Annotated in this window: 14 protein-coding genes, 8 tRNA genes and 1 rRNA gene; 3 read left to right on the top strand and 20 right to left on the bottom strand. The window is 39.1% G+C overall.

Annotation, left to right across the window (positions count from 1 at the left end; translation table 11 throughout):
* Positions 1-15: 15 nt before the first annotated feature.
* The 4 genes from ACTWQM_RS19515 to sigW form a co-directional block, all read right to left on the bottom strand.
* Positions 16-1,239 (bottom strand): CdaR family protein, encoded by a 1,224-nt coding sequence (locus ACTWQM_RS19515; RefSeq protein WP_443259801.1) that lies wholly within the window; start codon positions 1,237-1,239, stop codon positions 16-18.
* Entirely contained in the window at positions 1,232-2,053 is an 822-nt protein-coding gene (gene cdaA / locus ACTWQM_RS19510; RefSeq protein WP_443259800.1) for a diadenylate cyclase CdaA, read from the bottom strand. The genes ACTWQM_RS19515 and cdaA overlap by 8 nt, the downstream gene beginning before the upstream one ends.
* Positions 2,054-2,197: 144 nt before the next feature.
* Positions 2,198-2,851 carry a zf-HC2 domain-containing protein gene (locus ACTWQM_RS19505; RefSeq protein ID WP_443259799.1) on the bottom strand — a complete coding sequence of 218 codons (654 nt, stop codon included), beginning with the start codon at positions 2,849-2,851 and terminating at the stop codon, positions 2,198-2,200.
* A gap of 15 nt (positions 2,852-2,866) precedes the next feature.
* Positions 2,867-3,430 (bottom strand): RNA polymerase sigma factor SigW, encoded by a 564-nt coding sequence (sigW, locus tag ACTWQM_RS19500; protein WP_443259798.1) that lies wholly within the window; start codon positions 3,428-3,430, stop codon positions 2,867-2,869.
* A 152-nt stretch (positions 3,431-3,582) separates the two neighbouring features.
* Here sigW and ACTWQM_RS19495 point away from each other — a divergent pair, with 152 nt between their 5' ends.
* Positions 3,583-3,744, top strand: a complete 162-nt coding sequence (locus tag ACTWQM_RS19495; protein WP_443259797.1) for a Spo0E family sporulation regulatory protein-aspartic acid phosphatase — start codon at positions 3,583-3,585, stop codon at positions 3,742-3,744.
* Positions 3,745-3,850: 106 nt separating this feature from the next.
* Positions 3,851-4,510 carry a CPBP family intramembrane glutamic endopeptidase gene (locus ACTWQM_RS19490; protein WP_443259796.1) on the top strand — a complete coding sequence of 220 codons (660 nt, stop codon included), beginning with the start codon at positions 3,851-3,853 and terminating at the stop codon, positions 4,508-4,510.
* 376 nt (positions 4,511-4,886) lie between these two features.
* On the opposite strand, the gene rocF is transcribed toward ACTWQM_RS19490, so the two are convergent.
* From rocF to ACTWQM_RS19435, 11 genes are all read right to left on the bottom strand, one after another.
* A complete protein-coding gene (gene rocF / locus ACTWQM_RS19485; RefSeq protein ID WP_443259795.1) occupies positions 4,887-5,789 on the bottom strand; it encodes an arginase in 903 nt (300 codons plus the stop codon).
* 727 nt (positions 5,790-6,516) lie between these two features.
* Positions 6,517-7,614: a phosphomevalonate kinase gene (locus ACTWQM_RS19480; RefSeq protein ID WP_443259794.1), complete on the bottom strand. Its 1,098-nt coding sequence runs from the start codon at positions 7,612-7,614 to the stop codon at positions 6,517-6,519.
* Between the two features lie 13 nt (positions 7,615-7,627).
* The gene (gene mvaD / locus ACTWQM_RS19475) at positions 7,628-8,605 is read right to left on the bottom strand and encodes a diphosphomevalonate decarboxylase (protein WP_443259793.1); all 978 of its coding nucleotides are present in this window, start codon (positions 8,603-8,605) and stop codon (positions 7,628-7,630) included.
* 104 nt (positions 8,606-8,709) lie between these two features.
* On the bottom strand, positions 8,710-9,675 hold the full coding sequence (mvk, locus tag ACTWQM_RS19470; protein ID WP_443259792.1) for a mevalonate kinase: 966 nt from the start codon (positions 9,673-9,675) through the stop codon (positions 8,710-8,712).
* Positions 9,672-10,961: a hydroxymethylglutaryl-CoA reductase, degradative gene (locus tag ACTWQM_RS19465; protein ID WP_443259791.1), complete on the bottom strand. Its 1,290-nt coding sequence runs from the start codon at positions 10,959-10,961 to the stop codon at positions 9,672-9,674. The genes mvk and ACTWQM_RS19465 overlap by 4 nt, the downstream gene beginning before the upstream one ends.
* A gap of 203 nt (positions 10,962-11,164) precedes the next feature.
* Positions 11,165-11,237: transfer RNA gene (locus tag ACTWQM_RS19460), tRNA-Lys, on the bottom strand.
* Between the two features lie 44 nt (positions 11,238-11,281).
* Positions 11,282-11,352: transfer RNA gene (locus ACTWQM_RS19455), tRNA-Gln, on the bottom strand.
* Positions 11,353-11,365: 13 nt separating this feature from the next.
* A tRNA-Tyr gene (locus tag ACTWQM_RS19450) sits at positions 11,366-11,450 on the bottom strand.
* Between the two features lie 38 nt (positions 11,451-11,488).
* Positions 11,489-11,564, bottom strand: a tRNA-Thr gene (locus ACTWQM_RS19445).
* A gap of 9 nt (positions 11,565-11,573) precedes the next feature.
* Positions 11,574-11,649: transfer RNA gene (locus ACTWQM_RS19440), tRNA-Val, on the bottom strand.
* Between the two features lie 34 nt (positions 11,650-11,683).
* A tRNA-Glu gene (locus ACTWQM_RS19435) sits at positions 11,684-11,758 on the bottom strand.
* A 243-nt stretch (positions 11,759-12,001) separates the two neighbouring features.
* On the opposite strand from ACTWQM_RS19435, the gene ACTWQM_RS19430 reads away from it, so the two are divergent.
* Complete coding sequence (locus tag ACTWQM_RS19430) at positions 12,002-12,733, top strand: YwaF family protein (RefSeq protein ID WP_443259790.1); 732 nt, start codon at positions 12,002-12,004, stop codon at positions 12,731-12,733.
* Between the two features lie 24 nt (positions 12,734-12,757).
* Here ACTWQM_RS19430 and ACTWQM_RS19425 read toward each other — a convergent pair whose 3' ends face one another.
* From ACTWQM_RS19425 to rrf, 5 genes are all read right to left on the bottom strand, one after another.
* Positions 12,758-12,928, bottom strand: coding sequence for a hypothetical protein (locus ACTWQM_RS19425; protein WP_443259789.1), 171 nt, complete (start codon positions 12,926-12,928; stop codon positions 12,758-12,760).
* A gap of 97 nt (positions 12,929-13,025) precedes the next feature.
* On the bottom strand, positions 13,026-13,265 hold the full coding sequence (locus ACTWQM_RS19420; protein WP_443259788.1) for a hypothetical protein: 240 nt from the start codon (positions 13,263-13,265) through the stop codon (positions 13,026-13,028).
* 96 nt (positions 13,266-13,361) lie between these two features.
* A tRNA-Thr gene (locus ACTWQM_RS19415) sits at positions 13,362-13,434 on the bottom strand.
* Between the two features lie 7 nt (positions 13,435-13,441).
* A tRNA-Asn gene (locus ACTWQM_RS19410) sits at positions 13,442-13,516 on the bottom strand.
* Positions 13,517-13,754: 238 nt separating this feature from the next.
* Positions 13,755-13,870 (bottom strand): 5S ribosomal RNA (rrf, locus tag ACTWQM_RS19405).
* Positions 13,871-13,881 lie beyond the last annotated feature (11 nt).

Here is a 13,881-nt window from a genome sequence, read left to right as displayed (position 1 = left end):
CTATCCCTATAATCATCATGTAATTTCTATTGTTACCTGATCAAACTGACCATTTACTTCACTATTCTCAGGGCCTTCAATTGTTACCGGAAGCTGATGCTCCCCACTCTCTAGTCCGCCCGCATCAACTGTTACCTGAAAATCCTCTGCTGTAAGTTCACTAACAACATTCTGGTTACCTACAACAGTTATATTCATAGCCGGCTCTGCAGGTTCAACAAACGAAACTTCTTGTCCTTCCTCCAGATTTTCAACATCTATCGAAACATCCTCAACAGTTCTCGTCTGCTCGAGTTCAATTGTTACTTCGACTTGCTCCAATTCTGGAGCATTGGCACCATCCGGTAATGCTAGTCCGACATTTATCGTGCCGGATTCGGTTATCTCTGACATATCAATTTCCTCTGTGGAAACTTCTTCTATGCCTTCTAAGACATCACTTGTTGCGAATATTTCTGCTTCATCTACATTAGCAGATATAGAGGACAATGAATACCCTTCAGGTAGATCTCCGGTTGTCGATAAGGTTACCGGAACGGTTTTACTCGGATTTTTAATTTCAGCTGAAACGGCAACACTCTCAGGCTCCACTTTAACATTTAGTTCATTTCCACTGGCATCATATACATTAACCGGCACTTCCCGATTGTCTATATTTTCCTTCAGGCCAGCTACATCTACAAATACTTTTACAATGGCTATTTTGTTAATTACTTCTCTTGAACTCGTGATCGTTACTTTTTGCGGGCTTACCTCCGATGAACCTACTTCATAGCCTTGAGGAAGTTGTTTACTGTTAATAAAATCAACCGCTACATCAAACTCTTCCGATGCTCGCTCCTCAATTGTAACCTCAATTGTTTTCGGCTCAATATATACCGTAAGCTCCTCTGGCACGCCACTATGCTGCAGCTCAACTGTATGTGTTCCTTCCTCAAGATCTTGCAGGTCGACATATACGTCAAAGTTCTGTTGTCGTGCTGTTGCAGTCATTGTACCTGTTGGACCCTCCAACGAAACAGTAGAAAATTCTGGTACGCCACTTACAACATAATTATCTTCATCAATCCGTATATTTATTGGGACATTCTCAACCGACTGAATTCCCTCATTGTTATCCGGAATTCGCGAATCATTTTGGTATTGATCCATTTCCACTTGCACAAAGACATACAGAACTATAGCAAAGAATAATGAAATGCCACGGACAAACCACCGACTTTTAAACCAATTATCCATTTTCTTTCCCCCTCTGATTTCGTGACTTAGATTCAGGGGCTCTTAATGATAATGGTAGATTATCACGAAGATATTTACGTAAATCCTCGCGGTCCAGTTCCCGCTTTAATTCGCCGTTTTTCGTACATGAAATATTTCCGGTTTCTTCCGATACAACGATTGTAATTGCATCTGTTACCTCACTTATACCCATTGCAGCCCGGTGTCTCGTACCCAATTCTTTAGATATAAACGGACTTTCAGATAGCGGCAAATAACAGGCTGCAGCCATAATTTCCTCATCCTTAATAATTACCGCTCCATCATGCAATGGTGTATTAGGTGTGAAAATATTCGTTAGCAGTTGATGTGTAAGCCTGCCGTTTATTGGAATACCAGTTTCTGCGTAGTCACCAATACCAGTCTCACGCTCAACTGAAATCAGGGCACCAATACGACGCTTGGCCATATAAGTACTCGATTGTACGATTGCTTCAATTTTCTGTTCCAGAATCTCTTCCTCTGATTTAGACCCTCTGGAAAACATATTCCCACGGCCAAGCTGTTCCAAAGCCCTTCTAAGCTCTGGCTGGAATAATATAATTATGACAACAAAACCCCAGTCAATAGCCTGGTTTGTTATATATTGAATCGTATGTAGATCAAATGCGATACTTAACAGCCATACGGCCAATACGACAATAATTCCTTTTAAGAGCTGAATTGCCTTCGTACCTCGAATTAACATGATTAATTTATATAAAACATACCAGACGAGAGCAATATCTATGACGATTTTTAATAGGGTTAAAAAATCAAATCCCCCATCAAGCATGTTCACACTTCCTTCCGCACATATGGTTCCTTCCTATCTATACGTAATAATAGTATATCCATTATATCATATTTTCCATTGTATCACGTTATATTCCGAGCACAAAAAAACCTGGATTTAACACCAGGTTTCTTCGTCTTTTTTCTAATGCATATTCGAGACTAGTCCCAAAGAGAAAATACTTTCAACCGTATCCTTCAAGTGAAACCAGATCCATTCAAATATTCGATCTACCTCTTTCAGTTCTCCATTTACTTCTCCAGCCGATGCCATAAGTCCTGACCCTTCAATCGAGTCATCCATAAGTTCACTATTTATTAGGGTTACATTGCCATCGACCGTTCCATCTATTTTAAGAATACCGTTTTTGACTAATAAGTCCCCAGATACGGTAACCCCTTCTGGAACAATAACAGTATCACCTTGAATTACCAGGTTTTCCTGCTTGGAGACAACCAGTTCACTTTGCTGATTCCATGCTGAAAAAATACCGCTAAACATAAATATGAAAAAGATTGCTGCCGATGTAACAATTGGATGTGCTTTAAACCAACGCTTATACCTCACACGCTTCTTTTCTGTAGGTAATTTTTCCATAACTTTGGCGGTGAAATCTGCTGGTGCAGAAATATTTTCTGTACTTTGGACAAGTGTAATGGTGCGCTTCAACTCATGGAAGTGCTTTTGGCAGTCCTCACAACCTTCTAAATGACCGCGCAATTTCGTTTCTTCCTGTTTGGTTAAATCACCGTCCAAGTACTTATGCATTAGCTCTATAGTGTCCTTATTACAGTTCAAGTTGATCACACTCCTTTACACATGGCGAAGCTTTTTCCTTAGTGCTTCACGGCCCCGATGGATTCGCGTCTTTACAGTTCCCAGTGGAATATCCAGAATGTCACTTATCTCCTGAAGCGAAAACTCTTCTAAATACCTAAGAATAATCACACCTCTATATTTGGGTGGGAGTGTAGAAATTTCCTGATGGATGTAGTTTTGTAATTCCAATCCTTCCACTTCCTCTTCAGGCAGCGGTTCATCAGTCGCAAGCCGCGAATACATATCTAAGCCCTCAGCCCCCTTCACTTCAGCATCGAGATAGTAGTCAGGCTTACGCTTTCGTATCCGGTCAATTGTTAAATTAGTGGCGATTCGGTATAGCCACGTCGAGAACTTGCGCCGATCGTCAAACGAATGAATGTTAATGTACGCCCTAATAAAAGCTTCCTGTGCAATATCTTCAGCCTCATGCTGATTTCCAAGCATCCGGTAAACATGCTGATAAATTTTATTTTGATAAAATGAGACAACATCCTCGTAGGCGGACTGATCCCCTCTTTTAACCTGCTTTATTTTCTCTTTAATTACCAAGTCCATTATAAGTACCTCCGCTTACTATGCGGTATTTTACATATACGAATTAACATTATGTAAGGTTTCAAAAATTTATATATAAATTGTTTACTTTCCTGATTTATTGGGTAATTACTTAATACATTATACATTATACTAGATTGGAGGCCGGTTTTGTGGAAAACAATTCGATATTATTAGAAAAAATAGAGGATTGTCGTAATACCTTAATTACATTAAGCAACACCCATGGATTGACCTCTGAAGTTGTAATTCAAACCAGCAAAAAACTAGACAAGCTACTTAATGAATACAATAGTAACTTCATTATTTATTAAATACACCAAAAACAGAGAGAAAAAGGGTAAAAAGACATGCAAAGATGGATGTCTTTTTTTTCTGTTAAAATGTTACAATAGAAAAAAACTCGTAGCAGGTGTTTTCATGACCGAAAAAAAATTAATTGTCTTATTAAGCTCGTTATCAATCGCAATATTATTTATTATTGAGCAAGTTCTCTCCTTCGAATATCTCTATAAAACGATGGCAAAGGTGTTCATTTTCTTCCTCGTACTATTTAGTTTTCATTACATAGCCAAAAGCAAAACCACCTACTTTGCGACACGAGGAATCGACACCAGGCGATTAAAAATAAGTGCCGGTTTGGGAATTGGAGCATTTCTCATTCTTTTCGGGGCATACCTTGTTTTAAAAGAGCATATTGACTTCACCCAAATTAGTGAAAACCTGGCACAGAAAAACATCACTGGTGATACTTTTTTATTTATCAGTATTTATATTATAGTCGGCAATTCATTTTTAGAAGAGATTTTTTTCAGAGGGTTTATTTTTAAAAATCTACAGCAGAAACATCGGCTATTTGCCTATATCTATTCATCATTCTTGTTTGCGATCTACCATACAGCAATCTTTCTTACCTGGTTCAACATCGGATTATTCCTGTTAGCACTATTTGGACTCTTTTCAGTAGGATTAGTGTTTAATTGGCTCAATGAAAACTCAAGTAATATTTATAACTCATGGCTTGTTCACATTATTGCTGACTCAGCGATCATTATCATTGCATTAATAGCGATATTTTAACAGGTGTCCAACTAACCTTGAGAAGACGGATCCTGGTTCCGTTATTTGTTACAAAAACCGCGTTTGGAGCATGGTTCTGGATCCTCGTTCCGTTATTTGCATTTTTCACCCTAATATACCGTTGATTTTATGCATTTAGCGGAACGAGGATCCGGTTCCCCCCTTTCAGAACAGCATTTTCTCCTTTTAGCGGAATGAGGATCCGCACCGATTGTTCGGCAGATCCTTGTTCCGTTATTTGTTACAAAAACTGCGTTTCGAGCATGGGTCTGGATCCTCGTTCTTATGTTGGTTTCTTAACTGCCAAAAAGAGCATCAATTGCTTTGCAATCCAATGCTCCATTTCACTCAATAATCAAATTGTACTTCCAAACGACTACTTCAACTTTTCACCAAACAGCGATCCTATTAATCCGACAGCAACAGTTGCCGTTTTATTCTTATGATCCAAAATCGGATTTACTTCAACAAATTCTGCAGAAGTAAGGATATTGGACTCTGCAAGCATCTCCATTGCTAAGTGGCTTTCACGGTAGGATAACCCGCCAATAACCGGTGTTCCTACACCAGGGGCTTCCTCTGGGTCCAATCCATCTAAATCCAGACTCAAATGAACTCCATCTGTACGATTTTTTAAGTAATCTATTGCCTGGCTCATTACAGCTGGCATCCCCAAACGGTCCACTTCATGCATGGAATATACGTTTATGCCACTTTCTTTAATCAAGTCCTTTTCTCCCGGATCAAGTGAACGGGCACCTATTATTACAATATTCTCAGGCTTGATTTTCGGCTGATAGCCAAGTATGTTCGTTAACTTTTCATTCCCGATACCTAAACTTACAGCAAGGGGCATGCCGTGAATATTACCAGATGGCGATGTATCACCAGAATTCAAGTCACCATGCGCGTCATACCAGATTACGCCTAAATTTTCATAGTGCTTCGCTATACCTGCTAGACTGCCAATAGCAATACTATGATCACCACCTAATACTAATGGAAAGTGGTTATTGGTAATTTCCTTGTCGACCATTTCTGCAAGTTTCTGATTTGCATCAGCCACCTGTTGTAAATTACGTAAATTATCTTCCTGTTTCTCATATTTGCTATCAGGGCGGGAAACCGGCACATCACCCAGATCTTTAATATCATAGTTTAAATTTTCAAGTGTTTCAACAACACCTGCATATCGGATGGCACTTGGCCCCATATCAACACCGCGCCGACTTTGTCCAAGATCCATCGGCACGCCAATTATAGACATATTTTTCTTCATTTGAATTCCTCCTCTACCTTATTATTTTAGCCAAAAAACAGGTAATGACTCAACTCGACAAAAATATGTATATATATACACTGAAGAATGATTGTTGGAATAAAACTTTAAAATCATGTTATAATGAATTTGAAAGTAATTAAGTATACTTTCACTTATTCCATAATGAGGGTGAGAATCAGTAGATTATTTCAGTATATTTTTTTAATCATCTGATGAATGAACATTCATTCATTTTAGTTATATATTAGCTCCAGCTTTTCCGATTTTAAAAATTAGATTGAGGTGAAGTATTATGGATGCACTATTATTTGATAAAGATCAATTGGAAGTTCAAGATATGCTGCAGAAATTTGCTAAGAATGAATTGAGCCATTAGCAGCAAAACGTGATGAAGTTATTGTGACATTGCTTCTTAACCATATGGAACACTCCCACCTCTAATCAGGAAGCCTCTTCCAGTGGAGGCGGAATACGTAGACTCCTATGGGAAAAGCACGTTACGAAGACCTCGGAGGAGGCTGAGGTCTTGCCCATGGAAAGCGTAGTATTCTGCCGGAACGAGTTTAAGCACTAAACAATCATTAGAACAGAAAAATATCTTCACTACGTCGCATTTTATATCAGCTACTTATTAAATCCAACCATTGAAAATGAACGTTCGAAAGATCTATCCTGTTATTATTGTCTTTAAAGTGGGAAATTTTTATTATGTTCCTAGCCTGCTTTATATTTCTGCTGCACCAGCCTTATTAAGTTGAATATCCAACGGTTTAATTCCTGCCTCTTCCCAGGCTTTCATAAGCTTCTGAGCCTGTTCTTCAGATGGCAGAAATGCGATCCCGCAGTCACCGCCGCCTGCTCCAGATGGTTTACCTGCCCCACCGTGCTGTTCAGCAAGATCACACAACTTTTGCAACATCGGGGTTTCTATTTCTGCATTAGCGTGTTTTCCTACAGTAGCTAACGCACGTCTGTTCAGTTTCGTACCCTCAATAATAAGTGCAACATCCTTTTCAGTAACTCCTTTGATAAAGGTACTTACTGCCTTATTACTGTCATCAAGAAATTGCTCATATAATGTATTATTCTCTGTTTTAAGGCGTTTAATTTTATCGATTAATTTCCCAGTCAAAGCAGGGGTTCCAGTCCAGCCAATACACATGTAAGCATTAGCTGGTAACTTAATAGGATTAAGAGATAAATACTGCCAATCCTTTTCAACTAATTCACGAATGGTAACTGCCTGCTCGTATTCGTACTGTAGCCATTCTGCTTGAAATGAGGCATATTGTAAAAAACCACCATAGGATGATGCAGCTACGTCAGCGCCTGAACCACTTCCCTGTGTTTTTACATGCGAAATAGCCGCTAACTTAAAAATCAATTTAGCGGATGGCTCTTTTGGTAGGTATTTTTTTAAAATGGCAGCAACCACAGATGTAACGACAGCGGCACTAGAACCTAATCCGTATTTACGACCAGATTCGTCATCAAGTTCACTGCGGATTTCTAAATGAAAATTAGCTGGAGAAGCGTTCATTTCTTTTAAATATGTATATACTACTGACATAGCATCTTCAACAAACTTTACACGCTTGTCAGCTGTCTTTATGTTGACCTTCTTTTCATGATAGGTCCATTCGAGGTTAGCTAATTCGAAGTTCAGCAAAGAAAGACGGTTTTCATCCTGTTGTGTTAATGTCACATAAACAAAACGATCAACCGCCATAACGACTAGATTTTGATAGGCTTCAAGTACTGCAAATTCCCCTGCTATCATTAATTTCCCGGGGACTTTAAGGCTCAATGGTGTAGTTGGCAATACGTTTCAACTCCTAAATATAGGATACTCCTTGACCTGCTCGACTTGCAATAACATCATCAACCCCAGGTATTTCACGGAGCGTACTTTGTATCGTTTCTTCGTTTTCTGGCAGGTAAAGAACTTTTACATTTGGACCAGCATCAATTGTAAAATATGCTGAAACCCCGTTTTCACGTAGTTCCTGGACAGATTGCATTACTGCCAGCGTTGTGTCATGCCAATACGTAAAAGGTGGGTTGGCAGCCAAAGTAGTGGCATGCATTCTAAGACAATTTGCCTCAGCTATTTCTCCTACTTTCTCAAAATCCCTGTTCTTTATACCCTCTTTAATATTATTGAGATCATCTGGAATACTTTCAACCCAGCTGGAATAATAAGCAGACGTATCAACTGTCCGCTTCATACCCTCCCTGCTCAGCACCTTCTTTGCTGAAGAGGATAAAACGACTGCAGCGACACGAATATCCCAATGGTTTGCAGGTGCTACTTGAATAGCATAAGAATCAGAGCCATCAGACCTGTCTCCTTTTTCCCATTCTACAAAACCCCCGTAAATTGATCTGCAGGCTGACCCTGACCCTTGTCTAGTTAAGATAGAAAGTTCTTCATCACTTACCTTAAGTCCAAGCGATTTGGCAGCGGCTGTTGCTAATGCAGCAAACCCTGATGCAGATGATGCAAATCCAGCTGCTGTCGGAACATAATTAGTAGAATGAACTTCTGCAAATAAATTCGGTTTTCCTGCATATTCCCGAATTAGGTCTAAAAAAGATGTGACCCGTTCATATTCCACACCACTTACCGGTTGATTATTCAGATAAAAGCTGTCCTCTGTTAACGATTCTCTAAAATCAACTGTAGTCGTTGTATAAAATCCATTTAAAGTCAATGAGAGGCTATTATTCATCGGGAGTATTAACGATTCATCCCGTTTGCCCCAGTATTTAATTAAGGCAATATTTGTATGTGCTTTGGCTGATGCCTTCATTGTATATCCCCTCTGTGTCGCAGTTTAGAAAATACAAATATCCTCCCTTACTGCATATATGCAACTAAGGCTTGATGATAAGCCACGTTTTCTAATGTTGATGCTTATTCAGGCTTCTTTCTTAGAACAAAAGGCCATACCGTGTGTGCGCCGAATTTTTTCAGCTTTTCAGATAGCTGCCTAGAGTGTACTTCATTACGTGCTAAGGCAATAATACAACCGCCATTTCCGCCTCCAGTTAATTTGGCACCTAAGGCACCTTCCTGTCGCGCAAAGTAGATTAACCTGTTTAGGCCTGCATCACTTACGCCTAGTGCTTCCAGTTCTTTTTGTGCTTCATTTAACATCTGTCCTAGTAAATGCTTGCTCGCACTCTCAAGCGCATGTCTTGCTCGATGCGTAATTTCACCAATACGGTCAAGCTTGGCCTGTATTCTTCTTGGAGCTGATTTGAACAAGTTTCCAACTGATTCAACAGCTAAACGTGTATCACCCATTCTGCCTGAATCGGCAACAATAAAGTGAAAATCACCTTTAGGTTCAATAAAATCAGAAGGCAGTTCCTTCTCAAACCAGACTGGGAAATCCGAAGTAATTGTTAGTGTATCGATACCACTAGGAACACCATGCGCATACGTTTCCGAAATATTAGCTAGGTTCAGGAGTTCATCTTCTGAATAGTCCTGATTGTTATAAGCAAATAATGATCTCACTACCGCAATAGCTACCGAAGCACTTGATCCAAGTCCTTTTCCGGGTGGTATAGATGATTTAATCCGTATTAAAAGATCCTCACATGGTAACTGAAGATAATTTAAGGTTGCCTTAATACAATTTGCAAGCCCCTCCAGCGACTCTGGAGCAGATTCAAGCGGACCATGGTAAAAAGTACTATCAATCTTTACCGAGCCTGGAACATAATCAATCACTGATTCCACCCCTACTAACGGGAAAGGAAGCGCAATAGCAGGTTGCCCGTGTACAACTGCATGTTCCCCGATTAAGATCAATTTACTATGAGCTATACCTATAGCTGTTTGTTCTGAAGTTGTTGCTTTTTCTGCACTCATTTTATATATTCTTCCACCATTTCTTTAGCTTTTCCAACACGGATTTCTTTTTCATCTACTAATCGTTCAGCAATGATATCAATCATCTCCCCTGTAGCTCCTGCTGCAATGGCAACAGAACGAGAATGTAAAGCCATATGACCTTTCTGAATACCATCGGTTGCTAAGGCTTTAAGTGCACCAAGGTTTTGTGCAAGTCCAACAGAAACTATAACTTGTGCAAGCTCCTGTGCCGAATCAACATCTAAGATTTTATATGCAAGTTTAGAAATTGGGTGAACATGGGTCGAACCGCCTACAGTCCCGACAGACATAGGGAGTTCTAATTCACCAACTAAATTCCCGTCCTCATCCTTCGACCATTCTGTCATCGAGCTATATTTCCCAAATCTCGCTGCGTGTGCATGGGCCCCAGCCTCAACAGCACGCCAGTCATTACCTGTTGCAATAACGATGGGATCAATACCATTCATTATCCCTTTATTGTGGGTAACAGCGCGGTAAGGGTCCGATGCGGCAAACTCATAGGCATGAATAACGCCATCACGCACTTCTTCACCTGTATAACTGCCTGTCTGTAATAATTCAGGTGGAATGACACAACGCGCACGTGCAAGACAACGATCTGGATAATTAGAAAGGATCCGTAAATATACTTTCCCTTTCGTGATAGTCTCGACTGTCGGAGCAAGTGACTCAACCATTGTGTTAATGATATTTGCTCCCATTGCGTCACAAGTATTTATATAAACGTGAAGGATAAGCATTTGACCATATTTTGAGTCTGATTCTTCATTTAATACTCTAACTTCTAGATCTTCTGCGCCACCACCCCTAGCTACTAAACTGGGGTATGCAGCATTAGCATCAGCAATCAATGCATCTTTTTCCTTTAAAACAGCCTCTTTTGCTGCTTGAAAATCCGGACAGCCTACTACTTGAATTTGACCAATCATAACACGATCTGTCGCCTCTGTAGTAAACCCTCCAGCATTTCTGACAGTTTTTGCAATATAGCTTGCTGAGGCAACAACAGATGGTTCTTCAATTGCCATTGGTATTACATATTCTTTCCCATTAATTAAAAAATTCAATCCTAATCCTAATGGAAGCGGAAAAGTCCCGACTACGTTTTCTATCATTTTATCCGCCGTGTCAGTTGGAAGAGGTTCGTTTGAAAACAAATAATCTTTTTCTTCATCAGTGAACGTATCCATCGTAGTCAACAACTGTCTGCGTTCCTCAACAGTCATATTGTAAAAACCAGGGAATCTAGAAGTTTTCATACCATCTCATCCTTTTAACTAGCATAATTTATATATGTCAAATTGTTCATTTTTTTATTAATGAATAAATTACTGTATCTATTATGTAAAAAAACAGTACAAAATGCAAATAAACAAGGTTGTTGGTAATCATAACGACCTTGTTTATCTGCTATTATAATATGTGTTATGTATTTACGCTAGTGTTTTTTCATATAAATTGATGAGCCATGGAGGATTCGAACCTCCGACCCTCTGATTAAAAGTCAGATGCTCTGCCAGCTGAGCTAATGGCTCATGTCAGGAATGTTGCCCGAAAAACCTCATAAAATAAAAAAAGGCTGGGCTACCAGGATTCGAACCTAGGATCACGGGATCAAAACCCGATGCCTTACCGCTTGGCTATAGCCCAATTAAGTAAATTATGGTGGAGGGGGAGAGATTCGAACTCCCGAACCCTGAGGGAGCGGATTTACAGTCCGCCGCGTTTAGCCACTTCGCTACCCCTCCATATTTTAACTACATTTCTATAAATTATACATAAAAAATGGTGCCGGCCAGAGGAATTGAACCCCCAACCTACTGATTACAAGTCAGTTGCTCTGCCAATTGAGCTAGACCGGCATATATTAATGGTGGAGGATGCAGGGCTCGAACCTGCGACCCCCTGCTTGTAAGGCAGGTGCTCTCCCAGCTGAGCTAATCCTCCTATGTATTAGGTTACTGACTTTCCTAAGAATTAATGGTGACCCGTACGGGATTCGAACCCGTGTTACCGCCGTGAAAGGGCGGTGTCTTAACCACTTGACCAACGGGCCTTACAATGGTTTCATGTAATAAAAATACTATAATTATTACACATATAAGAATTGTCTATGCAGTAAAAAATATTTATAATTACTTAGCTGCCAAAAAAGGGCTTGTCATAAACCAACGAATTTTATTATATATAGATTAAGCATCTTTGTAAAGGGAAAATAGGAATTCTTTATTTTCAAACACTTTTGCTACCAATATAATGGAGATATAGACTGTAACTTTTAACAATTTGGGGGAATTATATGGGGAACTGGTTAAGTTTAGGTGGCGAGCCATTTATTGCGTTTGGTTTAAGTCACATTGTTATGCTGCTTATATATTTTTTTGGGATCATACTATTTATAGTATTTTTTAAAAAGATCTTATCTAATACATATTTACACAATACAATACGTTGGATTTTATTTAGTCTGTTAATTTTATCAGAAGTATCCTATCAAACCTGGACAGCATTAACTGGAATATGGAGCTTACAAGAGCACACACCATTGCATCTTTGCGGAATTGCAGGTATAACAGGGGCAATTGCGTTAGTTACTCACAACAGGAAGCTTATACAAATCACTTTTTTTATTGGTCTTATCCCTGCTTTCCTGGCATTAGTTACTCCAGAGTTGCCGTATGACTATCCGCACTATCGCTTTTGGAAGTTTTTTGTCCATCATACTGCCATATCATGGACAAGTATTTTTCTTGTCGCAACCAGTTCCTTAAAGATTAAGTTTAAATCACTACTTGAAGTCTATGGATACCTATTAATTTATGCTATTATAATTGGTTTCTTTATTAATCCATTATTAAATTCCAATTACCTCTACCTTTCCCATACACCTACAGCTACCACACCACTTGACGTGCTTGGCAATGGCATTTGGTATTATGTGAACTTATGTGGTTTAGCGTTTATTGTTTTCTTTGTTCAGCTTCAGATTTATAAATTACTTAAACGTGAAAAATCAACACTCAACTTGTAAAATTAGTTGAGTGTTGATTTTTTGTTAAGAATACATAATAGCTACTACCCAAACGATTACAATTACCGGTAACGAGGTATACAAAGATTGCCAAATTTTCATATTATGTTTCTTGATCAAAAAGTAAGCCACAAGCACTTCAGCTATAGTTACTACAATAGCTAATATTATAAGCAACGATAACCCATTCCCCATTTTAAAACCACCTGTCTATTTATTCTTATATCATTTATATATTAAAAAACCTGGCTTATCGATAAAGATACCTTAAAAAAGTCAATATGCATAACGTCTATTCAAACGTTTTTAACCATTCATTATTTGATCTCGCTTCTCTAAATGCTTCTTTAAAAGCCACAATATCGTCTTTTAAATATATACCACTTCTAATCGGTTTTACCCTACCGTCATTTACATATTGGCTTAATCGCATACGTGAAACGCCTAGAATTTCCAAAGCTTCTTTTGATGAAATAATTTCACTAGCAATTTGTTCTCTGCGTTGCTTCCTTACTTCTTTTGGTGCTGACATTTTACCACTCCGTCCTTATACTTATAATACATTAATCGAATATTCTTCATAAATAAAAACACCTAAATCCCTTGGGAAATAGATGTTTAACGTAAGAGCTTCCAAGCGGACTTGAACCGCTGACCCCCACCTTACCATGGTGGTGCTCTACCGGCTGAGCTATGGAAGCATTAAAATGGCTCCACAGGTAGGAATCGAACCTACGACCGATCGGTTAACAGCCGATTGCTCTACCGCTGAGCTACTGTGGAATAATATATAAGTATTTATCAAGTTAATATAACCTTATGTATTGTGCTCGTCGTGGTGTATGATTATTCGGTGATGCAAGCACTCCTCGCAGGCCTGCATATAGTAGCTTCTCAAAGATGTATGCGGCCAGCTACTGTGGAATTATTTGTTAGTATTTATCAGTGTAATATGACGTTATGTATTGTACTCATTGTGCTACGTGATTATTTACTGTTATAAAAAAATATATAAAAAATAGCCTGGCGGCGTCCTACTCTTGCAGGGGCAAAGCCCCAACTACCATCGGCGCTGGAGAGCTTAACTACTGTGTTCGGCATGGGAACAGGTGTGTCCTCTCCGCTAATGCTACCAGACATGTCCTTAA

The sequence above is a fragment of the Virgibacillus sp. L01 genome (assembly GCF_052246775.1).
In the GTDB taxonomy this organism is placed as follows: Bacteria; Bacillota; Bacilli; order Bacillales; family Amphibacillaceae; genus Lentibacillus.
This window is presented reverse-complemented; position numbering and strand designations above follow the sequence as displayed.

Excerpts from the sequence above, each read along its gene's own strand:
- ACTWQM_RS19515 (WP_443259801.1), bottom strand. The coding sequence starts at position 1,239 with ATGGATAATTGGTTTAAAAGTCGGTGGTTTGTCCGTGGCATTTCATTA.
- cdaA (WP_443259800.1), bottom strand. The coding sequence starts at position 2,053 with ATGCTTGATGGGGGATTTGATTTTTTAACCCTATTAAAAATCGTCATA.
- sigW (WP_443259798.1), bottom strand. The coding sequence starts at position 3,430 with ATGGACTTGGTAATTAAAGAGAAAATAAAGCAGGTTAAAAGAGGGGAT.
- ACTWQM_RS19490 (WP_443259796.1), top strand. The coding sequence starts at position 3,851 with ATGACCGAAAAAAAATTAATTGTCTTATTAAGCTCGTTATCAATCGCA.
- rocF (WP_443259795.1), bottom strand. The coding sequence starts at position 5,789 with ATGAAGAAAAATATGTCTATAATTGGCGTGCCGATGGATCTTGGACAA.
- mvaD (WP_443259793.1), bottom strand. The coding sequence starts at position 8,605 with ATGAAGGCATCAGCCAAAGCACATACAAATATTGCCTTAATTAAATAC.
- mvk (WP_443259792.1), bottom strand. The coding sequence starts at position 9,675 with ATGAGTGCAGAAAAAGCAACAACTTCAGAACAAACAGCTATAGGTATA.
- ACTWQM_RS19465 (WP_443259791.1), bottom strand. The coding sequence starts at position 10,961 with ATGAAAACTTCTAGATTCCCTGGTTTTTACAATATGACTGTTGAGGAA.
- ACTWQM_RS19430 (WP_443259790.1), top strand. The coding sequence starts at position 12,002 with ATGGGGAACTGGTTAAGTTTAGGTGGCGAGCCATTTATTGCGTTTGGT.
- ACTWQM_RS19425 (WP_443259789.1), bottom strand. The coding sequence starts at position 12,928 with ATGGGGAATGGGTTATCGTTGCTTATAATATTAGCTATTGTAGTAACT.
- ACTWQM_RS19420 (WP_443259788.1), bottom strand. The coding sequence starts at position 13,265 with ATGTCAGCACCAAAAGAAGTAAGGAAGCAACGCAGAGAACAAATTGCT.